This is a genomic window from Cyclobacterium xiamenense, assembly GCF_009467825.1.
In the GTDB taxonomy this organism is placed as follows: Bacteria; Bacteroidota; Bacteroidia; order Cytophagales; family Cyclobacteriaceae; genus Cyclobacterium; species Cyclobacterium xiamenense.
This window is the reverse complement of the sequence record NZ_WIOK01000014.1, coordinates 45,307-67,663: the sequence shown is the minus strand read 5'-3', so window position 1 is coordinate 67,663 and position 22,357 is coordinate 45,307. Positions and strand designations below refer to the sequence as shown.

25 protein-coding genes are annotated in these 22,357 nt (G+C 49.9%); 20 read left to right on the top strand and 5 right to left on the bottom strand.

Going from position 1 to position 22,357, the window contains the following annotated elements; translation table 11 throughout:
- Window positions 1–58 precede the first annotated feature (58 nt).
- The 13 genes from GCU44_RS12235 to GCU44_RS12175 all read left to right on the top strand — a co-directional run bounded on the left by GCU44_RS12235 (window position 59) and on the right by GCU44_RS12175 (window position 12,923).
- Window positions 59–1,981, top strand: a complete 1,923-nt coding sequence (locus GCU44_RS12235; RefSeq protein ID WP_154856658.1) for a RecQ family ATP-dependent DNA helicase — start codon at window positions 59–61, stop codon at window positions 1,979–1,981.
- Window positions 1,978–2,565, top strand: coding sequence for a hypothetical protein (locus GCU44_RS12230; RefSeq protein ID WP_154856657.1), 588 nt, complete (start codon window positions 1,978–1,980; stop codon window positions 2,563–2,565). The genes GCU44_RS12235 and GCU44_RS12230 overlap by 4 nt, the downstream gene beginning before the upstream one ends.
- A gap of 3 nt (window positions 2,566–2,568) precedes the next feature.
- Entirely contained in the window at window positions 2,569–3,120 is a 552-nt protein-coding gene (locus GCU44_RS12225; RefSeq protein WP_154856656.1) for an NUDIX hydrolase, read from the top strand.
- Window positions 3,121–3,203: 83 nt separating this feature from the next.
- On the top strand, window positions 3,204–3,917 hold the full coding sequence (locus GCU44_RS12220) for a tetratricopeptide repeat protein (RefSeq protein WP_154856655.1): 714 nt from the start codon (window positions 3,204–3,206) through the stop codon (window positions 3,915–3,917).
- A complete protein-coding gene (locus GCU44_RS12215; RefSeq protein WP_154856654.1) occupies window positions 3,917–4,879 on the top strand; it encodes an L-threonylcarbamoyladenylate synthase in 963 nt (320 codons plus the stop codon). Before GCU44_RS12220 ends, GCU44_RS12215 begins: the two co-directional genes overlap by 1 nt.
- A gap of 37 nt (window positions 4,880–4,916) precedes the next feature.
- Window positions 4,917–6,116: a phosphoglycerate kinase gene (locus tag GCU44_RS12210; RefSeq protein WP_154856653.1), complete on the top strand. Its 1,200-nt coding sequence runs from the start codon at window positions 4,917–4,919 to the stop codon at window positions 6,114–6,116.
- Window positions 6,117–6,339: 223 nt separating this feature from the next.
- A complete protein-coding gene (gene gldA, locus GCU44_RS12205) occupies window positions 6,340–7,248 on the top strand; it encodes a gliding motility-associated ABC transporter ATP-binding subunit GldA (RefSeq protein ID WP_092176582.1) in 909 nt (302 codons plus the stop codon).
- 4 nt (window positions 7,249–7,252) lie between these two features.
- Window positions 7,253–7,975: a gliding motility-associated ABC transporter permease subunit GldF gene (gldF, locus tag GCU44_RS12200; RefSeq protein ID WP_154856652.1), complete on the top strand. Its 723-nt coding sequence runs from the start codon at window positions 7,253–7,255 to the stop codon at window positions 7,973–7,975.
- Window positions 7,968–9,662, top strand: a complete 1,695-nt coding sequence (gene gldG, locus GCU44_RS12195) for a gliding motility-associated ABC transporter substrate-binding protein GldG (protein ID WP_154856651.1) — start codon at window positions 7,968–7,970, stop codon at window positions 9,660–9,662. Before gldF ends, gldG begins: the two co-directional genes overlap by 8 nt.
- 235 nt (window positions 9,663–9,897) lie before the next feature.
- Window positions 9,898–11,022 (top strand): DNA polymerase III subunit beta, encoded by a 1,125-nt coding sequence (dnaN, locus tag GCU44_RS12190; RefSeq protein ID WP_154856650.1) that lies wholly within the window; start codon window positions 9,898–9,900, stop codon window positions 11,020–11,022.
- A gap of 192 nt (window positions 11,023–11,214) precedes the next feature.
- Window positions 11,215–12,054, top strand: a complete 840-nt coding sequence (locus GCU44_RS12185) for a metallophosphoesterase (protein ID WP_154856649.1) — start codon at window positions 11,215–11,217, stop codon at window positions 12,052–12,054.
- A 6-nt stretch (window positions 12,055–12,060) separates the two neighbouring features.
- Window positions 12,061–12,387 (top strand): GDCCVxC domain-containing (seleno)protein, encoded by a 327-nt coding sequence (locus tag GCU44_RS23270; protein WP_455423650.1) that lies wholly within the window; start codon window positions 12,061–12,063, stop codon window positions 12,385–12,387.
- On the top strand, window positions 12,342–12,923 hold the full coding sequence (locus GCU44_RS12175) for a hypothetical protein (protein WP_162533410.1): 582 nt from the start codon (window positions 12,342–12,344) through the stop codon (window positions 12,921–12,923). The genes GCU44_RS23270 and GCU44_RS12175 overlap by 46 nt, the downstream gene beginning before the upstream one ends.
- A 131-nt stretch (window positions 12,924–13,054) precedes the next feature.
- On the opposite strand, the gene GCU44_RS12170 is transcribed toward GCU44_RS12175, so the two are convergent.
- Together GCU44_RS12170 and GCU44_RS12165 are read right to left on the bottom strand one after the other, a co-directional pair.
- On the bottom strand, window positions 13,055–13,585 hold the full coding sequence (locus GCU44_RS12170; protein ID WP_154856646.1) for a hypothetical protein: 531 nt from the start codon (window positions 13,583–13,585) through the stop codon (window positions 13,055–13,057).
- A gap of 218 nt (window positions 13,586–13,803) precedes the next feature.
- On the bottom strand, window positions 13,804–14,784 hold the full coding sequence (locus GCU44_RS12165; protein ID WP_154856645.1) for a pyruvate dehydrogenase complex E1 component subunit beta: 981 nt from the start codon (window positions 14,782–14,784) through the stop codon (window positions 13,804–13,806).
- 208 nt (window positions 14,785–14,992) lie between these two features.
- Here GCU44_RS12165 and GCU44_RS12160 point away from each other — a divergent pair, with 208 nt between their 5' ends.
- Entirely contained in the window at window positions 14,993–15,493 is a 501-nt protein-coding gene (locus tag GCU44_RS12160; protein WP_092176561.1) for a metallophosphoesterase family protein, read from the top strand.
- 35 nt (window positions 15,494–15,528) lie between these two features.
- Here the strand turns inward: GCU44_RS12160 and GCU44_RS23115 are convergent, their stop codons facing one another.
- A complete protein-coding gene (locus GCU44_RS23115; protein WP_174238251.1) occupies window positions 15,529–15,675 on the bottom strand; it encodes a hypothetical protein in 147 nt (48 codons plus the stop codon).
- Window positions 15,676–15,841: 166 nt separating this feature from the next.
- On the opposite strand from GCU44_RS23115, the gene hisS reads away from it, so the two are divergent.
- Window positions 15,842–17,215, top strand: a complete 1,374-nt coding sequence (hisS, locus tag GCU44_RS12155) for a histidine--tRNA ligase (protein ID WP_154856644.1) — start codon at window positions 15,842–15,844, stop codon at window positions 17,213–17,215.
- Window positions 17,216–17,229: 14 nt separating this feature from the next.
- On the opposite strand, the gene GCU44_RS12150 is transcribed toward hisS, so the two are convergent.
- The gene (locus GCU44_RS12150) at window positions 17,230–17,523 is read right to left on the bottom strand and encodes a hypothetical protein (RefSeq protein ID WP_154856643.1); all 294 of its coding nucleotides are present in this window, start codon (window positions 17,521–17,523) and stop codon (window positions 17,230–17,232) included.
- Window positions 17,524–17,733: 210 nt separating this feature from the next.
- On the opposite strand from GCU44_RS12150, the gene GCU44_RS12145 reads away from it, so the two are divergent.
- Together GCU44_RS12145 and GCU44_RS12140 are read left to right on the top strand one after the other, a co-directional pair.
- Window positions 17,734–18,066 carry a YbaB/EbfC family nucleoid-associated protein gene (locus tag GCU44_RS12145; protein WP_092176555.1) on the top strand — a complete coding sequence of 111 codons (333 nt, stop codon included), beginning with the start codon at window positions 17,734–17,736 and terminating at the stop codon, window positions 18,064–18,066.
- Window positions 18,066–19,076: a glycosyltransferase family 2 protein gene (locus GCU44_RS12140; protein WP_154856642.1), complete on the top strand. Its 1,011-nt coding sequence runs from the start codon at window positions 18,066–18,068 to the stop codon at window positions 19,074–19,076. Before GCU44_RS12145 ends, GCU44_RS12140 begins: the two co-directional genes overlap by 1 nt.
- On the opposite strand, the gene GCU44_RS12135 is transcribed toward GCU44_RS12140, so the two are convergent.
- Window positions 19,073–19,291 carry a PspC domain-containing protein gene (locus GCU44_RS12135; protein ID WP_092176550.1) on the bottom strand — a complete coding sequence of 73 codons (219 nt, stop codon included), beginning with the start codon at window positions 19,289–19,291 and terminating at the stop codon, window positions 19,073–19,075. The genes GCU44_RS12140 and GCU44_RS12135 overlap by 4 nt on opposite strands.
- Window positions 19,292–19,379: 88 nt before the next feature.
- Here GCU44_RS12135 and GCU44_RS12130 point away from each other — a divergent pair, with 88 nt between their 5' ends.
- The 3 genes from GCU44_RS12130 to GCU44_RS12120 all read left to right on the top strand — a co-directional run bounded on the left by GCU44_RS12130 (window position 19,380) and on the right by GCU44_RS12120 (window position 22,356).
- Entirely contained in the window at window positions 19,380–20,918 is a 1,539-nt protein-coding gene (locus GCU44_RS12130; RefSeq protein WP_154856641.1) for a tetratricopeptide repeat protein, read from the top strand.
- Complete coding sequence (locus GCU44_RS12125; RefSeq protein WP_154856640.1) at window positions 20,915–21,769, top strand: ROK family protein; 855 nt, start codon at window positions 20,915–20,917, stop codon at window positions 21,767–21,769. Before GCU44_RS12130 ends, GCU44_RS12125 begins: the two co-directional genes overlap by 4 nt.
- A gap of 74 nt (window positions 21,770–21,843) precedes the next feature.
- The gene (locus GCU44_RS12120; RefSeq protein ID WP_154856639.1) at window positions 21,844–22,356 is read left to right on the top strand and encodes a cupin domain-containing protein; all 513 of its coding nucleotides are present in this window, start codon (window positions 21,844–21,846) and stop codon (window positions 22,354–22,356) included.
- The last annotated feature ends 1 nt before the right edge of the window (window position 22,357 follow it).

Genomic DNA, 22,357 nt, shown 5'->3' with positions numbered 1-22,357 from the left:
GGGTTTTTTTTTGCATAAAATTCTGCTACTTTCAGGGGTACCATCGCACCGTTTCGGAATGGATGAATTGAAAACAGTGGCATTGGCTACTTTGAAGAGGTATTTCGGATACCTGGATTTTCGGCCATTGCAGGAAGATATTGTCATGCATGCGGCTCAGGGAAAGGACGCGTTGGCCCTGATGCCTACCGGTGGGGGGAAATCCATTTGTTTTCAGGTACCTGCCCTGATGCAGCCGGGTATTTGCCTGGTGGTCAGTCCGCTAATTGCCTTGATGAAGGATCAGGTGGATCAGCTCAGAAATCGGGGGATCAAAGCGCTTGCTATCCATTCGGGCATGCAAAAACGGGAAATCGATACCTTGTTGGATAATTGCATCTACGGGGATTACAAGTTTTTGTACCTCTCACCGGAGCGCCTAAAGACCGAACTCTTTATCGAACGGGTGAAGCAAATGAAGGTCAACCTGGTGGCGGTGGACGAAGCGCATTGCATTTCCCAGTGGGGATACGATTTCCGGCCCTCGTACCTGGAGATCGTGAAAATCCGGGAGCTCGTTCCCGGCGTGCCCCTGCTCGCCCTCACCGCCTCGGCCACCCTGGCTGTACGGGAAGACATTATCGAGAAGCTTGCCTTGAAACCCGGTAAGGTCTTCGTTCAATCCTTTGCGCGAAAAAACCTTTCCTATGCGGTCCGTTGGGTAGAAAATAAGTTGGAAAAAGCGGTCGAAATCCTTCACAAAGTACCGGGAAGTGCGATTGTATACCACCGAACCCGCAAAGGTACCAAGGAAACGGCCCAGCACCTGCTGCAGTTGGGGATTTCGGCGACTTTTTACCATGCCGGCCTGGAGCAGTCGGTCAGAACGCAGCGCCAACAGGATTGGATTCAGGGCAGGGTGCGGGTGATGGTAGCGACCAATGCGTTTGGGATGGGGATCGACAAGCCGGACGTACGCTTGGTCATGCATTTGGATTTGCCGGAAAGCCTGGAGCATTACTACCAGGAAGCGGGTAGGGCCGGTAGGGATGGGATCAAGGCCTATGCGGTGCTTATGACGCAAGAACAGGACTGCCAGGCACTTATACAACGGGCGGCGGAAGCCTATCCGCCGGAAGAGCAGGTCAAGCGGGTATACCAATGCCTGGCAAACCATTACCGGCTGGCGGTAGGCAGTGCCGAGATGAGCAGTTTCGATTTTGACTTCGGCAATTTTACCCAAACCTATTCGCTGGATATGAAAATGGCGTACAATGCGATCAAAGTACTGCAGGAAGTCGCCTTGCTGCTGTTTTCTGAAAGTGTATTCGTGCCTTCTTCGCTCCATTTTCGTGTATCCCAGACCAAAATCTACGAAGCGCAAATTGCCTATGCCAAATTGGATCCGCTGATCAAGCTACTACTCAGAATGTACGGAGGCGAGCTTTTTGTCAATTACGTTCGCATACAGGAAAGTCGAATCGGTCAGCTCCTAAACCTCCCGGAAAAGGAGGTGGTACACATGCTGCATCGCCTGGACGAATTGGGGTTAGCGGCTTACATGGCGAAAAAAGACAAACCCCAAGTGACCTTTTTGACCCCAAGAATGGATGCGGGTTCGCTGCCGCTGGATAGAAAACGCATCGGGCAGCGCAGGGAACAGGCCTCCGAAAAGGCGGCTCGCATGGTCGCCTACGTAAAAAATGTAAAAAATTGCCGTACCTCCCTTATTTTAGATTATTTTGGGGAAAAGAATGATTATAGCTGCGGGATTTGCGATACCTGTATTCAAACAAAGAAGGAAAATGCCCTTTCCGAGCACCAAAAAATGCTGGAAAGTAAAATACTCAAAACTTTAGCAGGGGGAGAAGCGTTTTCTTTGGAGGATTTGCTTGCGCATTGTGGAGAAGAGGTAGACGATCTCTCCGTCGGGCTGCTACGCGGGCTGGAGGACGAAGGGGTCATCTATACGGGTGAGAACGGAAAAATTAGATTAAAATGAAATTTATCGATGAATTACTCGGGGGACTCTTTCCCAATAACGACCGAAAAGTGTCCATCAGGGAAAACTTTACCGTGTCGGCGGAGGAAGAAACCCGCATTTCTCATTGGATGATTTCATCGGAAGGAAAGGAACTTGCCAAGCAAATCTATGACAACTACCACCTTAAAATGGCAGGTATCAACAAAAAACCGGAGGTGCACGTGTTGCAGTCACCGTATGCCAACGGTTTTGCGGTGACTTTCCAGGACCCGCTTACCGAAAAAACGTTTTCCAATTTGTTTTTCGGGTTGGTACAGGGCGTTTCCGGGCTGGGGTACCGACGCGTCAGTCTGGATCGCAAAATCGAAGAGACAAACGAGCAGGTGAAGGTGACCGAGAAATGCTACCTGAAACCACCCCTCTCGGCCGCTGATCTCAAAAGCAAGATCGATCAGCTGTTTGGAAACGTTAGTATCGAGAAAATTTACGTAAACAATATTCCCAGTTACCTAAAAGTGTTGGTCACGGTGTATGCGGATAGCTTGTACCACAAGGCAGCGCCTTTTGATCGTTTTATGGAAGAATTATTCAAGCAGGACTAAACTATGGATAGCAAACTACTCAGGGAATATATACGTAATTACAAAACGCCGTTCGAGGAAGAGATGGCGATGATCCCGGATTTTCTGGAGCTACTTGCCGACCCAATGGCCTTTAGCCGGGACCGAAAAGAAGGGCATTTCACGGCCTCCGCCTGGATTGTAAACCGAAGGAGGACGCATACCTTGCTCACCCTGCACCGGAAATTGGAAAAATGGCTGCAGCTCGGGGGGCATGCCGATGACAACCAAAACCTGCTGGAGGTAGCCATGAACGAGGCCCGCGAAGAGAGCGGATTGACTTCCCTGCGCTTGGTGGACCGGTTTATCTTTGACCTGGATGTGCACCTCATACCGGCAAATGCGGTGGATGCGCAGCATTTTCACTACGATGTCCGGTTTTTGATCGAGGCAGAGATGGACGAGCCGCTGCTCATCAGTCCCGAAAGCAAGGACCTGGCATGGGTGGGGTTTGATATGACGGCAGAACTCGTCGGATACAACGCCTCTATTCTGCGCATGTTGGAAAAAACCAGCCGATCGGAAATACTCTTGTAAGGCGAAGCGGCACTTTTGGTTTTTGTAGGCGCTTTATTGGGTTTCTGCGCCGGGGAATTCGTATCTTCGCCAAAAATTTTGAGATGTACAACTACCTTTTCCCTTCCCTGGCCCTGTTTCTCCTTTTGGCTTCCTGCCAACCCTCTGTGGAGGAGCTCTTTCAGGCAGGGGTCACTTCACTGGAAGAACAAAATTACGAAGAATCCATCGCGTACTTAGACCGGCTGGTAGAGAAAGACAGCAGCCATGCAGCTGCCTGGAATGTACGGGGCATCGCATTTTTTCAGCAAGGTGCTCTCGACGAGGCCATCGAATCGTTTACCAAATCCATCAAACTGGATTCCCTCAATTACAAGCCTTTTTTTAACCGGGGCAATGCCTGGATGGAGAAGCAGGCCTACCGGGAAGCACTGATCGATTACAACCGCGCAAACGGGCTGGATTTTCAGCAGTCCGATATTTATTACAACCGGGGCCTGTCCCTGCTTGGGCTGGAAATGTACGAAGATGCCTTGGTGGACTTTGACATGGCCTTGCAGGCAAATCCGGAGCAACCGGCGGTTTTGTTCAATAAGGCAAAAGCCCAATTGGGCAACAACGATCCGGTAAACGCCATTGCCAGCCTAAACGAAGTGGTCCGTCTCGATCAGCGCAATGCCTCTGCCTATTACTTATTGGGCGTTACCGAGATGAGTGCCCTGGGAAACAAGGAAAAGGGCTGCACCCAATTGAAAATGGCCCTATCTTTGGGATACACGCAGGCCAAAGAATGGGTGGATGAATTTTGCGAGGAATAATGGCAGAAATAGGAAAAGACATTGAAAAAGCGGCTCGAATATTGTCCTCGGGGCAGCTGGTAGCCATTCCCACGGAGACCGTTTACGGTCTGGCCGGCAATGCGCTGGACGAGCAGGCGGTGCTGCGAATTTTTAAGACAAAAAAGCGCCCGGAGTTTGATCCCCTGATCATTCACCTGGGCGATAAAAGTCAGTTAAACGAATACGTTCGGGAAATACCCGAAGAACTGCAGCGATTGGCCGAACGTTTTTGGCCCGGGCCCCTGACTTTGCTGGTTTCCAAAAAACCAGTCATCTCCGATCTGATAACCAGCGGATTGGATACGGTTGGCGTACGTATTCCCCGTCATCCGCTTACCCGGAAATTGCTGCAATCCCTGGATTATCCCCTGGCGGCCCCAAGTGCCAATCCCTTTGGATACATCAGTCCTACCCGTGCCAGCCACGTGCAGGACCAACTGGGCGAGCAGATTCCATACATTTTGGATGGAGGCGTTTGCGAAGTGGGGTTGGAAAGCACCATCGTGGGCATGGAAGAGGGACAGGTCATCGTATACCGCCTGGGTGGCATATCCGTTTCCGATCTGGAACAAACGGTAGGAAAGGTGTTGATTCTTCCGCAATCCAGCAGCAATCCCAAGTCTCCCGGCATGCTAAAAAGTCATTATGCTCCGAAAAAACCGGTGGTTTTGGGAGACCTGGAGGCATTGATTGAGGGGTATAGGCAAAAAGGAACCGTTTTTGCGGTGTTGTCCTTTACCCGTACGTTTCCGGATTTATCCGAATCCCTGCAATTGGCCTTGAGTCCGGGCGGGGATTACGACGAAGCGGCCCGAAACCTATTTTCTTCCATGCGCCTACTGGATGCCAGCGAGGCGGATGTGATTTTGGCGGAGGAACTGCCCGAAATTCATTTAGGAAAAGCCATAAATGACCGACTGAGACGGGCAGCTGCCAAATAAATTGATTATTTTTGAGTGAATTTTAAACCTACAACGTATGAATAATAGAATTAAGACAGTCGATAATGTTGATTTTAAAGGCAAGAAAGCCCTGGTTCGGGTAGATTTCAATGTTCCCCTGGATGATCAGTTTAACATTACCGACGACACCCGTATCGTTGCCGCCCTGCCTACCATCAAGAAAATTTTGAACGATGGCGGTGCCGTTATCCTGATGTCGCATTTGGGACGGCCAAAGTCTGGCCCGGAAGATAAATTTTCTTTGAAACACATCGTAACCGAGTTAAACAAGGCACTGGAACTATCGGTCACTTTTGCAAAAGATTGCGTTGGCACGGAAGCAACGCAACTGGCTACCAGCCTTAATCCGGGCGATGTGTTGCTGCTGGAAAACCTGAGATTTCACAAAGAAGAGGAAAAAGGAGACAAGGAATTTGCGAAGAAACTGGCGGCTTTGGGCGATATCTACGTAAACGACGCCTTTGGAACCGCCCACCGCGCCCATGCATCCACGGCAATCGTCGCCGAATTTTTTAACGACAAGGTGGCTGGATACCTGATGCAGGCAGAATTGGTCAATGCGGAAAAAGTACTGGAAGCGCCAGAAAGGCCCTTTACGGCCATTATGGGTGGAGCCAAGATCTCCGACAAAATATTGCTGATCGATAAGCTACTGGACAAGGTAGATACGCTGATCATCGGAGGGGGTATGTCCTACACCTTTGCCAAGGCACAGGGAGGCACCATCGGCGACTCCCTGTTGGAAGAAGATAAGATGGAACTGGCCCTCCAATTGGTGGAAAAGGCCAAAGAATTAAACGTAAACCTGCTTTTGCCAGCGGATTCGGTTACCTCCAAGGCATTTGCCAACGATGCGGAACAGGGAACGGCCAAAAAAGGGCAAATACCGGATGGCTGGATGGGGCTGGACATCGGTCCGGAAAGCCGGGAAAAGTTTACCGATGTTATTCTCGCTTCCAAAACCGTCTTGTGGAACGGCCCTATGGGCGTGTTTGAGATGTCTAGTTTCGAAAAAGGCACAAAGGCCATTGCCGAAGCAGTAGTCGAAGCTACAGAAAAAGGAGCCTTTACCTTAATAGGAGGCGGCGATTCGGCCGCTGCGGTCAACAAATTTGGGTATGGAGACCGGGTATCCTTTGTTTCTACAGGCGGCGGTGCCTTGCTGGAATTAATGGAAGGAAAAATTCTGCCCGGCGTTAAAGCGCTGGAACCCTAAGTATTGGTCCAACGGATGCCCGGGACGGCTTCAGCTCGCCCTCTAGCAAGCTCGATCGCGTGCGAGCCGGAATTGGTGGGTGAGTCGGCTGACAGCATGCTGTTGGCAAGAAAGCGTCCTCCTGCACGGGAGTTGCCCGGCAGGAGGAATTTTCTTACAAGGCAATAGCCAGGGTTCCCGTTTCGTTTGGAAAATGGATCTTGGTTTAAATGTATAGCTTTTCATGTCCATAGAAATCCATCAGGTATCAAAAAAATTCGGTCAGCAGCAAGTGCTCCAGCAAGTGAGTTTTCAGGCCAAACCGGGTCAGGTTCTGGGTTTTCTGGGGCCCAATGGTGCCGGTAAATCCACTACGATGAAGATTCTGACCGGCTACCTGACGGCGGACGAAGGCGAGGTTTTGGTGAAAGGGATTTCTGTAGCGAGGTATCCGAAGATCAGCAGTAAGCTTATCGGCTATTTACCCGAGCACAACCCCCTGTATCCCGACATGTACATTCCCGAGTTTCTACGTTTTGTCGGGGGATTGTACCGGCTCAGGGGTCGCGATCTGGCACAGCGGGTACAAACGGTCATGGAGCAATGCGGTTTGATGCCGGAAAGGAAGAAGAAAATCGGCCTGCTTTCCAAAGGGTTCAAGCAACGGGTCGGGCTGGCCAAAAGCCTGGTACACGATCCGGAGATCATTGTGCTGGACGAGCCCACTTCCGGGCTGGATCCCAATCAGCTGGTGGAAATCCGGCAGCTGATTAAAAATGTCAGCAGGGACAAGACGCTCATTTTGAGCACCCATATCATGCAGGAAGTGGAGGCACTCTGCGACAAGGTGGTCATCATTCACAAAGGAAGGGTGGTGGCACAGGATCTGCTGGAACACCTGAAGTCCGGGCAGGAGGAAAGTCAGTTGGTCTTTGAATCCGAAGAAACGCTGGCTCCGGAATGGCTCGAGGATTTGTCGTATTCCAAGCTTTCCCGTCCCAATCCGACTACTTGTGTCTTTTCCTGTCCGGATTCCAAAAAATTGCGCCTGGAACTCATGCGGCTGGTGCAGGAGAGAAATGTAAACCTGGTCAGTATCCGGCAGCAGGAAAATAACCTGGAATCGATTTTTCACCAATTAACCCAACATTGACGTCGTGGTAAGTTTGTTGTTTAAGGAGGTACATGCGTTTTTCAGCAACCTATCGGCCTATTTGATTACCAGTATTTTTCTGGTGGCACTGGGTTTGATCGTCTGGGTATTTCCCGGAAGTAGCGTGCTGGAATACGGATACGCAGACTTGGATAGCTTGTTTACGTATACGCCGTTTGTGTTTATTTTTTTGATACCGGCCATTACCATGGGGATGGTGGCGGAGGAAAAAAATACCGGAACCTGGGAGCTATTGAAGACGTCGCCGCTCCGAAGCCACCACATCATCCTGGCGAAGTACCTGGCCGCCCTGTTGCTGGTTCTTTTTGCGCTGCTTCCCACCCTGATTTATTACTTCAGTGTGGTTCAACTGGGGGACCCCGTGGGCAATATTGACAGTGCCGGATTTTTCGGGTCGTATATCGGCTTGTTTCTGGTGGCGGCCCTGTTTGCGGCAATGGGCTTGTTTAGTTCTTCGCTCACGTCCAATCAGATCATGGCGTTTGTACTAGCGGTTTTTTTATGTTTTCTGTTTTACGGAGGGATGGGCGCACTGGCCGCACTGGCCCTTGGTGATTTGGCGCTTTTTTTGGAATCGCTTGGAATCAGTTTCCATTTTGAACAAATGGGAAGGGGAGTGATCGTTTCCGAAAACCTGTTTTATTTCCTGGGTATGATTCTGACCTGGCTTGTGTTAACCTGGATGCTGATAGAGAGAAATGGCTAGAGGCAACCGCACCATCTTGATCGGAGTTATGGCGCTGCTTCTCCTATGGCTGGCCCTGGGAATGCTTGAGAGTAGCTGGAAGTTTCGCCTGGACCTTACCGAAGAGGGACGCTACTCCCTTTCGGAAGCGACCCTGGAGATTCTGGAAAATATGGACGAACGGCTGGAAGTAGAGATCTTGCTGCAAGGGGATTTGCCTGCCGGAATGAATCGTTTTCAGAAGGGAATAGAAGAAACCGTCAAAACCTTCCGAAATTACGCCAACGAAGACATCCGAATTGTTTACAAGGATCCCCTACAACTGGATCGCGAGTCCCGGGAGGCCTACATTGCGGACCTTGCTGCCTTTGGTATCAACCCTACCAACCTTTTCAGCACCCAAAATGGGGCGCAAACCTCCCGTCTGATATTTCCGGGAATCGTTCTGCGCACCGAAAGCTACGAATTAGGGGTCTTGCTATTAAAGGGAGAAATGGGAATGAGCCCGGATGAGACGCTAAACCTTTCCATCGAAAACCTGGAATTCGAAATTGCCCAGGCCTTGAAACGGCTCTATACAAGAAACAAACGGGCTGTGGGCGTCATTATCGGACAGGGGGAAATGGATGCGGATAACGGATTTGGGATGGTGGAGGCCTTAAACGAAGATTACGAGGTGTACAAAGTGCCCTTTGAACAGGCAAAGTCGGTAGAGGACCTGCTCAGCTTCGAAGTGCTGTTGGTAGCAGGCCCAAAGGAGGCCTATGGGGAGCGGGAAAAGTACCTGCTGGACCAGTATTTAATGTACGGGGGAAACCTGCTGTTTTTTGTGGATCAGCTGCAGGTAAACCTGGAAGATGCCGGAGATGGCGGTACGGTGGCCATGCCGGTTGATAACGGATTGGACGAGATGCTGTTCCGGTACGGGATCCGCATCAACCGAGACCTGATTCAGGATTTGAATTTTGGCTACCATCCGGTGGTGGCCGGAGATTTTGGGAATCAGTCCCAAATCGTCCCCTTGCCCTGGCCCTTCTACGTGCATGCCGGAAACATGGCCAATCACCCCATCACCAAGGGATTGGATCAGGTACAATTTCGGTTTGTCAGTACGCTGGATACGGTAAAGGCGGATGGTGTGAAAAAGACGCCCCTGGTATTCAGCAGTAATTTCACCAAAAGATTGAGTGCTCCGGTGCGGGTAGCGTTTGAAGACATGTCCGGAGAACCCGACATGGCCTCGTTTACGTTGCAAAATCTACCCTTGGTATACCTGCTGGAAGGGACCTTTTCCTCGTATTTTAAAAACAGATTTGTGCCAGAGGAGTTTGATGCCAGCTTGTTTCTTCCGGAAGGCAATACAGGAAGCATACTCGTAGCCGGTGATGCAGATGTGGTAAAAAGCTGGGTGGATCCCAACGAAAAGCAGCCGCTTCCCCTGGGAATTAGCCCTTTTTCAGAAAATCAGATGGCAAATCGGGAATTTTTACAGAACGCAGTAAATTTTCTGGTTGATCCGGATGGAATCATGGCATCGAAGCGCAAGCAGTTTGAAATCCGGCCCTTGAATAAACGCAAAGTATCCCGTCAAAAGACGCTTTGGCAAACCATCAACCTGCTAGTACCGGTAGGAATGGTATTCCTCATCGGCTGGGTACAATACATTTTTAAGAAGCGAAAGTACGAAAAGGATTCCCGTAACAGTTAGTTTGATAAAATCCGGGGCTAATTTTATGCCATCTATTCAAATCCCTATGAGGGCTTTTGTGATTTTATTTATAACTTTACCCTGTTAAATACATGGGATGCATCCGGGGAATCAAATTTTGCTTACCGGCAAAGCTTTGTCTATCCGAAATCATCTTTTTTATCGGCGTTCTTTTCCGTGATTAAACGGAACTGCAGCGCAATCAATTGACCGACGTAATAAATAAAATACACCTATGAAATTTATTGTTTCTTCTTCATCCCTACTGAAGCAGCTGTCTTCCATCAATGGGGTAGTGACTACCAACCCGGTGGTGCCGATTTTAGAAAACTTTCTCTTTGAAATCAAAGACAGTAAACTCACGGTGACGGCTTCTGACCTGCAAACATCCATGATTACCGAAATAGAGGTGGAGGCAAAAGAAGATGGCAATATTGCGGTGCCTGCGAAGATACTCATTGAAACCCTCAAAAACCTTCCCGAACAGCCGGTTACATTTAGCATCGATAAGGATACCTACAGCATTGAAATTAGTTCCGATAACGGTAGGTACAAGTTGGCCGGTGAAAATGCCACGGATTTCCCGCGAATTCCCGGAGTGACCAACGCCACAACCGTAGAGATGTCCACGGAGGTGTTGAGTAGCGCCATTGCAAATACCATTTTTGCTACCAGCAACGACGAACTCCGGCCTGCCATGACCGGCGTGTATATCAATCTTAGCGATACCAATACCACTTTTGTCGCCACAGACGGGCACCGCCTTATCCGGTACCGACGGGTCGACATCGCCTCACCGGAAGCAGCCAGCATCATTGTACCGCGAAAGGCGCTAAACCTGCTGAAGACTACCCTGCCGGCCGAGAATGTACCCGTAACCGTCGAGTTCAATAGCAGCAATGCCTACTTTAAATTCAACACCATCAAGATGATCTGTCGGTTGATTGACGAACGTTTTCCGGATTACGAAAACGTCATCCCAATGGATAACAACAACGATATGGTCATCAACCGACAGGAGTTTTTAGGCTCCCTGCGGAGAATTGCCATATATGCCAACAAAACCACACACCAGGTTCGTTTGAAACTGACCGGGAGCGAGTTGCAAATTTCTGCAGAAGACCTGGATTTTTCCAACGAGGCCAACGAACGGCTTTCTTGTGAACACGAGGGCGAAGACATCGAAATCGGATTCAACGCCAAATTCCTGGTGGAAATGCTCAACAATATTTCAGCCAAAGAAGTGACGCTGAAATTTAGTGCGCCCAACCGGGCAGGCTTGATTTTGCCCTCCGATATGAGTGAAAACGAGGATATCCTCATGCTGGTGATGCCGGTGATGCTGAGTAATTACGTGTAAATCGGGCGCCACAGGTTTCTGTTATCGGGAGCGCCAACCACCTAACCGAGCGTTCCAGACACCTGACCAATGCGATGCTTGAAGGAAACCGGGCCTGTCCAACCGCTTTTGAAGGGGCAGGGCCGTTCGTAAGGGCAGCAAGACCGGGTCGGCAGTAAATGGCTTCCGGAGACTACGAAACCAAACCATGCGATGCGACGATTACCTCTCTTGATGTCCCTGTTTGCCTTGCTTTTTAGCAATACCTCCTGTTCCGAAAAACCGCAGGAGCCCTTCGCCTTTGTACAAATGTGCGATACGCAGTTGGGGATGGGTGGCTACGAACACGATCTGCAGACATTTCAGCAGGCTGTCAGGCAGATAAACGAACTGGAGGTAGATTTTGTGGTGATTTGCGGCGATTTGGTCCACGATGCCAACGACCGTTCCTACGCCGACTTTCAGACCATTCGGGACGGTTTACATCTCCCCAGTTACCTCGTTTCCGGAAACCATGACGTGGGCAATACACCCACCGACTCCAGCTTGCGGTATTACCGGGAAACCATTGGGGAAGATTACTACCAATTCGACCACAAAAACCACTCCTTCGTAGTCACCAATACGCAGTTATGGAAAGTAGCGGTGGAAGAGGAATCCGAAAGGCACCGAGCCTGGTTTGAAAAAAGCCTTATCGAACAAGGGGACCGTGGGTATCCGGTGTTTGTGTTGGGGCATTATCCCCTGTATACGGAGCATCCGGATGAAGAAGAACACTACTACAACCTGCCCCTGCCAACGCGAAAGCGATTGCTGGATTTGTTTGTGGAAAATAATGTGGTAGCCTATTTGTCCGGTCATACGCACAAATTGACGAAGAATACCTACGAGAGCATCCAACTGGTAAGTGGGGAGACGAGCAGCAAGAACTTTGACGGGCGGCCATTGGGCTTCCGGGTATGGCAGGTGTCGACAGACAGCCTGTACCATCACTTTGTGCCCCTGGAAGCTACGGGAGCCGATTCCGTACCCACTACATCTTTCGTAAACTAGCGTCCTATGGCTCGCCTGGGCAAACTGTTGGTCAGAATGCCCTTCGTAAAAAAGAACCGTTGCACGCTTCTGTGTTTTGGTTCAGAAATTGGTCCAAAGACAAGGGGCAAAAAAGGAATGAATATACAACGCCAAACCATCATCCGATGCCCGGTATGCGGCCATCAAAAAGCGGAAACCATGCCTACCGACGCCTGTGTGTATTTTTACGCATGCAATAACTGCAGCAACGTAGTAAAACCAAAGCCGGGAGATTGTTGCGTGTATTGCAGTTACGCTACCGTTAAGTGTCCACCCGTACAAGCCGATACGAATTGCTGCAACCGAACGTAATCACCTTTGACTTTAAGCGACGCACCCTGATTTCAGGCCCCCATTTGCTGGGCTCGCTGCTGATCCTGTCCGGTATACTTGCCCTGGTAGGCACGTCATTCCTAAACCTCGGCGACTCCCTGGAAAGAAATCTTGCGGTTGGGATGGCTGCCATTCTCCTGGGACTACCTATCGTTTCTACCTACGGGGGCACGCGCATTGATTTTTCAGGCAATCGCTACAAAAACTATCGGTCCATCGCCGGGTTCAGACAGGGCGCCTGGAAAACACTTCCTCCCATTGTGCGGGTGGAATTGATCGAAACCAAGCGGAGGCGTACCAACCAACCGAATGGAATAAGCCCAACACTCTCCGGGAATGTCATCGAATTCACAATCCTAATGTATGCATCGGCCCCGCGTCCGCTATTTGTCTTCGTGTATACAAATGGAGACAAAGCGCTGGAACAAGCACAGTTGTTGGCTTCAGCCCTGAAATGCAAATTGGTCCTCCCTATTTCGCAATCCACCAAGCCTGGGAGAGAAGGAACCGAATAGAGAAAAAGCACCTTCTTTGCCAGGCAGCGAACTCCGGATCCAAAAATGTTGCTCACCGGGAAAAAGCCGTCGAAGAAAAAACAACCTGGCAAATGGCAAAAAAAGACGCCCTTTCGGACGCCTTTGACGAATTAGCTTTCTGTTTCCGGATCGTATTCCATGTCCATATCGATGTCCTCCGGATCAATATCCAGGATTTCTGGAAGGTCTATTTCCAGGACGACCTCCCGTCGAACCAGTTCCACCATTATGTCCATTTGCTGCGGAAAGGGGGCGCCTGCTTCTTTTAATTCATTGAACCGATTCATCAATTCATCGTCGCTGTAAGCGGCGTACCGTTGCTTCCGGTTTTCTTTAATCTGTGCTTTTTGCACCCTCAGGACGGAATCTTTCCGCGCTTCAAGCTTTTCTTCGTACCGGTCCATCAGTTGCTCCAATTCTTCGCTTTCTGCAAAGGGTGTACTGCTTACCGTCACTGGTTCGGCCACCCCATCGATGTGTACCACGGTCAGGGTGTCTGGATTCTTTACGTAATAGGCATCTCCGGTCTCGGTATCCAGTATCCGTTCGGTTTCAAAAATGTATCGATCCTCCTTTTCTCCCGAACATGAGGCCATGATGAGCAGTAGCAGTAGGATTCCTAATTGATTTCGAATAAGCATAGGTACGTATGGTTTGTAGGTGAACATTTCTTTCTTTGTACAGGTCCGATGACCTGCACCTTAAATGGTGCAAAAACCATGACAAAGGATGCCCAAACCACAGCCAGGTGGCGGAGAAATTTAATATTCTTAGTAAACTACTATAGAGACTCCTCAAAACACAAAAAAGGCAGCCCAACGGCTGCCTTTGTCTAGTCGAATACGTGGATAATTGCCCGTTATTTCTGGTAGGTGACCGATTTCACGGCGTCAATGGTGCGTTTGGCATTGGGTAATGTAGCTTCGATGTAGGTAGGGGAGTAACTCAACGGGATATCCATGGAGTTGACCCGCATGACCGGTGCATCGAGGTAATCAAATGCATGCCGCTGTATCGTAAAGGCCAGGTCGGTAGAAATGGAGGCAACCGGATTGGCTTCTTCTACGATGACGCATCGGTTCGTCTTTTTTACCGAATCGAGTACGGTCTTGTAATCGATGGGCCGAACCGTTCGCAGGTCAATGACTTCGGCCATGATGCCTTCTTTTGCCAGTTCGTCGGCCGCTTCAAACGCCACTTTCATCATCTTCCCGAAGGAAACCAGGGTAACATCGTCGCCTTTTCGTTTGATCTCTGCGATGCCAATCGGGAGTAGGTACTCGCTTTCGGGAACCTCGCCCTTATCGCTGTACATCAATTCAGATTCCATAAAAATTACCGGGTTTTCATCCCGAATCGAGGCTTTCAGTAGCCCCTTGGCATCGTAGGGGTTGGATGGCACCACCACTTTTAACCCCGGGGTATTGGCGAACCAGTTTTCAAAATTTGAGGAATGCGTTGCCCCTAATTGTCCTGCGTTTCCGGTAGGCCCCCGAAACACGATCGGCACGCTGTATTGACCACCGGACATGGCCAGCATCTTGGCCGAAGAATTGACCAACTGATCCATGGCCACCAGGGAGAAGTTAAACGTCATAAACTCTATAATGGGTCGCAGTCCGTTCATGGCCGCACCCACACCCAATCCGGAAAACCCAAGCTCCGAGATAGGCGTATCGATGACACGGTCGGGCCCAAACTCGTCCAGCATTCCCTGGCTGGCCTTGTAGGCACCGTTGTATTCCGCTACTTCTTCGCCCATCAGAAACACGTTTTTATCGCGTCTCATCTCTTCCGACATGGCTTCCTTGATTGCATCTCTGAATTGTATTTCTCTCATTTAGTCGCAAAATTTTCTATCGTCGTAAAAATAGAAAGGAATCTTACAATTACCAAGTAGGATGTATCATTCAGGAAGTTTAATTAAAAGATTCTGCCTTTATTTGTAGGAAAGCAAGGGCTGTCTCCTTGCCCCATCTTCCGGAACGGTTACTACACCCGCGCATGCAAAACCGGTGGAAGCGTAGGATACAGGTAAGTAGAAAAACATGAAAAAAATAGCATTGATTAGCGATACGCATGGTGATTTTCCGCAAAATGCCCGGGGCATATTGGAAGATGTGGACGAAATCTGGCATGCTGGAGATGTGGGAGATCCCCGTGTGCTGGCCGCCCTGCCACAGGGACCGCTGCAGCGCATCGTTTATGGAAACATCGACGATACCGAGCTGAGAAGTCGGTATCCGGAGGAACTATTTTTTGAAAGTGGAGGGGTAAAGGCACTGATGCTGCACATTGGAGGGAAACCCCCGCGCTACGCCAAAGGTGTCAAAACGAAAATCCGTTCCTTGCAACCGGACTTGTTTGTCTGCGGTCATTCCCATATTTGCAAAGTGGAATTCGATAAGCAACTGAATTGCCTGTACTTGAATCCGGGTGCGCTGGGAAATCAGGGTTTTCACCAGGTAAAAACCCTACTGACCTTCGAATTGGACAAAAAAATAAAAAACCTACGGGTGGTGGAGTTGGGAAAACGCGGAAAACTATAAAAAAAACCCAACAAGCGCTGGGTTCATTTGGGGTTTTATTTGTCGGAGAACTCCTTTTTGATCGCTGCAACATCCACGTTTTTGATCACGGGCTTGGCGTTCAATTGTTTGATTTTCAAGACTCTGGCGTTCTGTGCCTGTCTCTTTCTCCTCAACTTTCTTTTTAAAGTAGTAACAGCCATGGTATTTTTTATTTATGTTATTCCTGAAATCGAAGGGCAAAGGTAGTAAACTATTGGAAAAAAGTGCCATTTACGGGCAAAGAAGTTTACCTGTGCGGCGAAATATACCCCTTTGCCGGCCCTTCAATCCTGTAATATTTTATACCTTTGGGCAAATTTCCAACGCATGAGCAAACAAAAACCAAGCATACCAAAAGGAATGAGGGATTTTGGGCCGGTAGAAATGGCTCGACGGAACTATATTTTCACTACCATACGGGATACCTTCCGTCTGTTTGGTTACGAGCAGCTGGAGACACCGGCCATGGAAAACCTGAGTACCCTTACCGGCAAATACGGTGAGGAAGGGGATCAGTTGCTTTTTAAGGTGTTGAATAGCGGTGAATTTTTAAAAAAGGTGAACGATACCGCGTTTAAAACGGGCGAGACCGCTGTACTTCCCCTGCTTTCGGAAAAGGGATTGCGGTATGACCTGACAGTCCCTTTCGCCCGGTATGTGGTCATGCACCAAAACGAGATTAGTTTCCCATTCAAACGCTTTCAGATGCAGCCGGTATGGCGAGCGGACCGACCGCAAAAGGGCAGGTACCGGGAGTTTTACCAATGCGACGCCGACGTGGTCGGAACGGACAGCCTGATCTGCGAAGCGGAGATCATTGCCATGATCAAACGGGTCTTTGCCGCGTTTGGGTTGGCCGATTACAGCATCCACCTGAATAACCGTAAAATACTATCAGGAATCGCCGAGGTAGCAGGGGCAGCCGGCATGGAAGCGGAACTGTGTGTCGCCATCGACAAACTAGACAAGATCGGCCGGGAACGGGTAGAGGAGGAGTTGTACCAAAAAGGCTTTTCGCAGGAGGCAGTGGCCGTGTTGGCTCCCGTGCTGGAAGCGTCAGAACGAAGCAACGGCGAATGGCTGGACTTCTTAAAGGCATTCCTGGCAAACAGTGTGGTGGGTTCAACCGGTCTGAAAGAAGTGGAGGAAGTACTTTCTTTTCTTACCCTATTGGGCGAAGATACACGGTTTCTTACCCTGGACCCCGTCCTGGCACGGGGCTTATCCTATTATACCGGAGCCATTTTTGAGGTAAAAGTGTCCGGTGTGGGCGTTGGCTCGGTGAGTGGTGGCGGCCGTTACGACAACCTTACGGGGGTATTTGGACTTCCCGATATTTCCGGGGTTGGCTTTTCATTCGGGGTGGATCGTCTGTATGACGTTCTGGACGCCCTCAACCTGTTCCCAGAAGCCCAAAATGAGGGTACACGCGTGATGTTGGCGCATTTTGGTGCCGAGGAAAGGAAGCAAGCCATGGCGTACCTGGCCGCTTTCAGAAGAGCGGGTATTGCTGCGGAGATATATCCGGATCTGGCAAAAATCAAGAAGCAATTCAACTATGCCGACAAAAAAAATATAGCCTTTGTAGCTATCCTGGGTGCGGAGGAATTAGCAAACGGAACGCTGGGTCTAAAAAACATGGTCAGTGGTGAGCAGGAAACCCTGAGCCTGGAAGAGGCTATCTCCCGGCTCCAGGGGTAACTGCCGTACCTTCCTCAATCGATTTTAAAAATGGAAGAGATGGGGATGGTGATCCCTCCCTTCAGGGATATGAATCGTTCGCCAACTGCCCAAACGGTGGTATTGATCCGGTAGGCATTTCCATCCGCTGTCTGGAAGTAAATCCAGACTTTGTTGCGGGCTATATTACCAAGTATCTGGGACTTTTGTAATTCGAGCAAGCGCATGCGTTTCGCCTCGGGATCGACTACAACTTCCTTTCCGGAAAATCGGAGGTTCTGCACGTACTCTTTCTCAATGGTGATGATTTCTTTTTCCAGTGTGTTCATAAAGGTGTTAGTTAGGTTTGATTGAAACAAAGAGGATTCAATGCTATTTAATACGGGAAATGATTCAAAGAGGTTTAATAATTGGGGAAATCCTGCTTTTGTAAAAGTATCTGCCTGTTTGTTTCCGATTTGGGAAAGAAGTGCGAACAACTCGGAGGAACAAACGTTAGATATTCGATTATATTTGTAGATACATTAACGATAGAACCTATGATGGATTTCATGAACCTGATGAACAAGGTAAAAGAGGCGCAGGCAAAAATTAAAGAAACCCAGGCGGAGCTTGTTCACTTACGGGCAGAGGGCGAGGCAGGGGCAGGAATGGTAAAGGTCGTTGTGAACGGGCAGCGGAAAGTCCTGGACATCGCTATCGACAGCTCACTGGTAAACGAACAAGACAAAGACATGATGAAAGACCTGATTGTCGGCGCCACCAACAAGGCCCTGGAAAACATCGATGCAAAAATCAAAGAAAAAATGAGTGCTGCTACCGCAGGGATGATGCCCAATATCCCAGGAATGGATTTTGGTAACATGGTCTGATGAAGAAAGCCGCAATCGTCATTTTGAATTTTAACGGGAAAGGAGTGCTCAAAAAATACCTGTCCCAGGTGGTTCATCAGTCTGTTTTTGAAGTGATTGTGGTGGACAATGGGAGCACGGATGGGTCCATCGACTACCTAACCGTACATTTTCCGGAAATACGCTTGCTGCTCTTAGGAGAAAACCACGGCTACAGCAAGGGGTACAACCTGGGCCTGGAAACCCTTAACGGACAGTTTGACTACTACTTGTTGTTGAACTCGGACGTGAAAGTGGTACAGGGCTGGGACGAAGCATTGGTTCGCTACATGGAAGGAAACCCTACATTGGCGGCCTGTCAGCCCAAAGTCCTTTCGCTGAAACAAACAGGGTACTTTGACTATGCCGGCGCCGCCGGTGGCTACCTGGACCGGCTGGGGTATCCCTATTGCCGGGGTAGGATGCTGCATACGTTGGAAAAAGATAGCGGGCAATACGACCAATCCCAACCCATCGATTGGGCCTCCGGCGCTTGTTTCTGCGTCAGGGCCGATTTGTTTCACGAATTTGGCGGATTCAATCCCAATTTTTTTTCACACATGGAAGAAATTGAGCTCTGCTGGCGCTGGAGAAATGCCGGCTTTCAAATTCACCATTGCAGCGATGCCCAGGTCTATCACTTCGGCGGCGGCACGCTGGCTAGCACCAACCCCTTTAAAACCTACTTGAACTTTCGAAACAGCCTGTTTATGCTGTATGCAAACCTGACCAGGGTCGGTTTTTGGCCGGTTTTTTTCCTGCGGGTTGTGTTGGATACGGCGGCGGCGCTGCACCTGTGGTATGGCAGTGGACCTGCCCACGGCAAGGCGGTGCTGCGTGCGTACCGCGATTTTTGGAGCGAACGCAACCGGAAGGCACCCGGAAATGCGATTCGGGTAGGATGCGTTGGTTCAGAAAAATCTACCCAACCCTTCTCGTTGATCGTTTCCTACTACGTTCTCGGAAAACGGTATTTCTCCTCCCTCCACTAATCAAAGAGAATGGGATTGTTCATTCTCCGGAAATAAGTCCGCAGCTTCATCAGCATGGCCATGCTCACATAAAGGATGATGGGAGAGCCCAGGGTGATGAAAGAGCTGTAAATAAAAAACAACCGGATGCTGTCAATTGGGAAATGAAGTTTTTCTCCTAATTTTGAACAAACGCCAAATGCGCTGCCCTGAAAGAATAATTTGATCTGTTCCATCCTTTTAACCTGTTTAAATGTAAGGAAACCCTTAAGGCAAACAACTTACTGATATTAACCGGATTACCCTATGATTGTTGCAAAAAAAATGAGTACTGCGTTAGGTCTATTAGCTGTTTTATTTCTGTGTTCGTGTAACAAGGGGCAAGTTATAAAAAAAGCCGAAAATCAAAAAATTTTTATCACGCCCAAGGTACTCGAGCGATTAGGGGATTCCGTTCGTTTTTCCATACGCGTAGAGCTGCCAAATGCCCTACTATCCAGAAGCGAGCGTTACGCGCTGACGCCACGGTTTTCTTTTGGCGGGGAGGTGTTGCGTTTTGAGAAGAAATTGGAGGTCAGCGGCGATACGCTGGATCCCTATGCACCGGTAATTCTGGAAGGGGACTTCAGCATGCCTTTTTCAAAGGGGATGGAAAAAGGCGAGCTACTGGCGATCACGGAATTCAGAAAGGGCCGAAATCCTGTTCCGGTACTGACGACCGAAGAATTGCTGGCTCGCGGCATTGTTACCACGGCGTCTTTGGCTCAGATTGGACAGTACCGGGGTCAGGAAAAAATCCCTGTTTTGGGAACCTGGCTCCCTCCTGATTCCCTGGAGAAAGCCGGGATGGGGCTCCGCGGCTGGCAAGAGATGGAAGACCGCCTATCGGCCTACAGCAATTTGCCTTTTACCGAAAAAACCCCCTTTCTGGAGGTGTTGAGAGGACCCGGCGACTGGAGCTACAAAAAGTGGAAAATGACCGGCCTGCCCCATTATCCGGAGATCAACCGGCAGGTGCTGTTGCGGTTTGAACGCGAAATCCGCCGGCAACCCGAGCCGCCACTCTCCGTTTCGGACATGCAGCTGTCCATTTTGGCCCGGGGCATTCGGCAGGGAATGCTGCCCGCAGATACCCTCAGTGAGCGGGAACTCGCCCACGCAGTCTCCCGGGAACCGGGTTGGAACGAACAAGAGCAACTGCTGCTGGCCATGGAACAGGTATATCCCAGCGCCTGGGTGTACAGCAATCTGGGAATGGTTTTTCTAAACCGGGCGCAGCGTACGCAATCGGTACAGGAACGGAATCAACTGCTGGAAAATGCGCTTTTTTCGCTAAATCGCTCCAATGCCTTTTTTGAAAACCCCACTGCAGTATACAACTTGGGGCTGGTATTTTGGCTTTGGGGAGATAAATTCAGCGCTTACACCAACTTTTATCGGGCGCTGGCCTTGACGCAATCGGATGCGCAACGGGAAACCTACGAAGGTGCTTTGGGTGCCGTTTCCATATTTAATGGGGACTACCGCCTGGCTGCCATACACCTCAACAAAGCCGCCCAGGATCCCATCAACCTGTTTAACCAGGGATTGGCCAATTTTCTGGCAAAGGACTACTATAACGCCACCATCAAGTTTGAAGAAAGCGCGATTCAAAACAGGACAACCGGCTATCCGTTTTATGGTCTGGCGCTGATTGCTGCGCGAAATGGCGAGGAGGCAAAATTATACGAAAACCTGGGCAAGGCCCTGGAAAGGAACGATTTCCTGAAAAACAGGGCGCCATCGGACCGGGAGTTTTTCCAGTACCACGAACGGGAAGGATTTAAAGAGCTGCTGCGTGCGGCAAACGGGCAGGAACAATGAAGCAGTACCTCGGAATTGATATCGGTGGGTCCCATATAAGTGCCGGACTGCTGACAGCAGATGGAAAAGACATCGCTAACGAAAACCTGGTGCGCAAACCGGTCAATTCGTTAGCCAGCCGGGAGGAGATTTTAGCCGCCTGGGTAGCTTGCATCCAGCGCCTGGGCCCCACAAAAAATACCCTGCTGGGCATCGCCATGCCGGCCCCCTTTGATTACGAGCAGGGAATCTCCCTAATGGTAGACCAGGGCAAGTACCTGGCTCTTTACGAGGTGAACGTGACGACAGAACTATCGGAACGATTGCGTATTCCGGCTGAAAATATTCGGTTTATGAACGATGCAGCGGCCTTTCTACAAGGAGAGGCAGGGGTAGCAGGCTGGGATAACGGCACGCACCTGATGGGCCTGACCTTCGGTACCGGGCTGGGTGGGGCGTTCAAATCCGGGGATCTGGCCGAGGACGGAGCACTATGGTCCACGCCTTTTAAGGAGGGGATCGCGGAGGATTATTTGAGTACTTCCTTTTTTTCCAAGTGGGCCAAAGAGCGGTTTGGGCATTCGGACATCGGACTAAAGCCCTTGCTGGAAGCCGCAGAGACACGTGCCGAGACCCTGGAAATGCTTGGGATTTTTGGACGAAATTTGGCCGATTTAATAGAGATACAGGGGAAGATCCGGAAAATTGACGCGGTAGTGCTGGGGGGAAACATGGTGAAAGCAGCCGACCACTTTCTCCCCCAGGTGAGGCAACTACTCAACGCCCGTGGCCTCCAACTGGATATTCGCATCAGCAGGCTTGGTGAAAAGGCAGCCATGATTGGCGCTGCCAGCATCCATCGTGAAATCTGAAAATAAATTTAGTATCTTGAGCAGATTTTACTAGAAATTGATAAACGTTGTTTTTTTACGTAACCGCAGTTAACATGAATGTATCAAAAGAAGTGACAAAAGATGCCATTTTTAATCAGGTGGGCGATTGGTTGGACGGTTTTGGCTACCGGATTGTAAGTCGGGACGAAACCCGGCCCTGGGGTGGTTTTTTTGTGATCGATGAAGCACAGATCGGGCAGTTTCGGGAACAATTTTTTCCAGAGGTGCAACTTACCGAAGCGCAGCTGAAAAATAAGTTAAGTCCTAAAATTCTACTGGCTGGACCCGGAAAGCGCCTGTCCTGGCAGTATCACCACCGACGGGCTGAAATCTGGAAGCTGGTAGCCGGAGAGGGCGGTATTGTAACCAGTGCTACGGATACAGAGAATGCGCCAAAAACGCTGACCATTGGTGAAGTCATTCGGCTGGAACAAGGGGAAAGACACCGCCTTTTGGGGCTGGGCAGTTGGGCCATAGTAGCCGAGATTTGGATGCATACCGATCCGGCAAACCCTTCGGACGAGACAGACATCGTACGGGTACAGGATGATTTTGCCAGAAAATAAG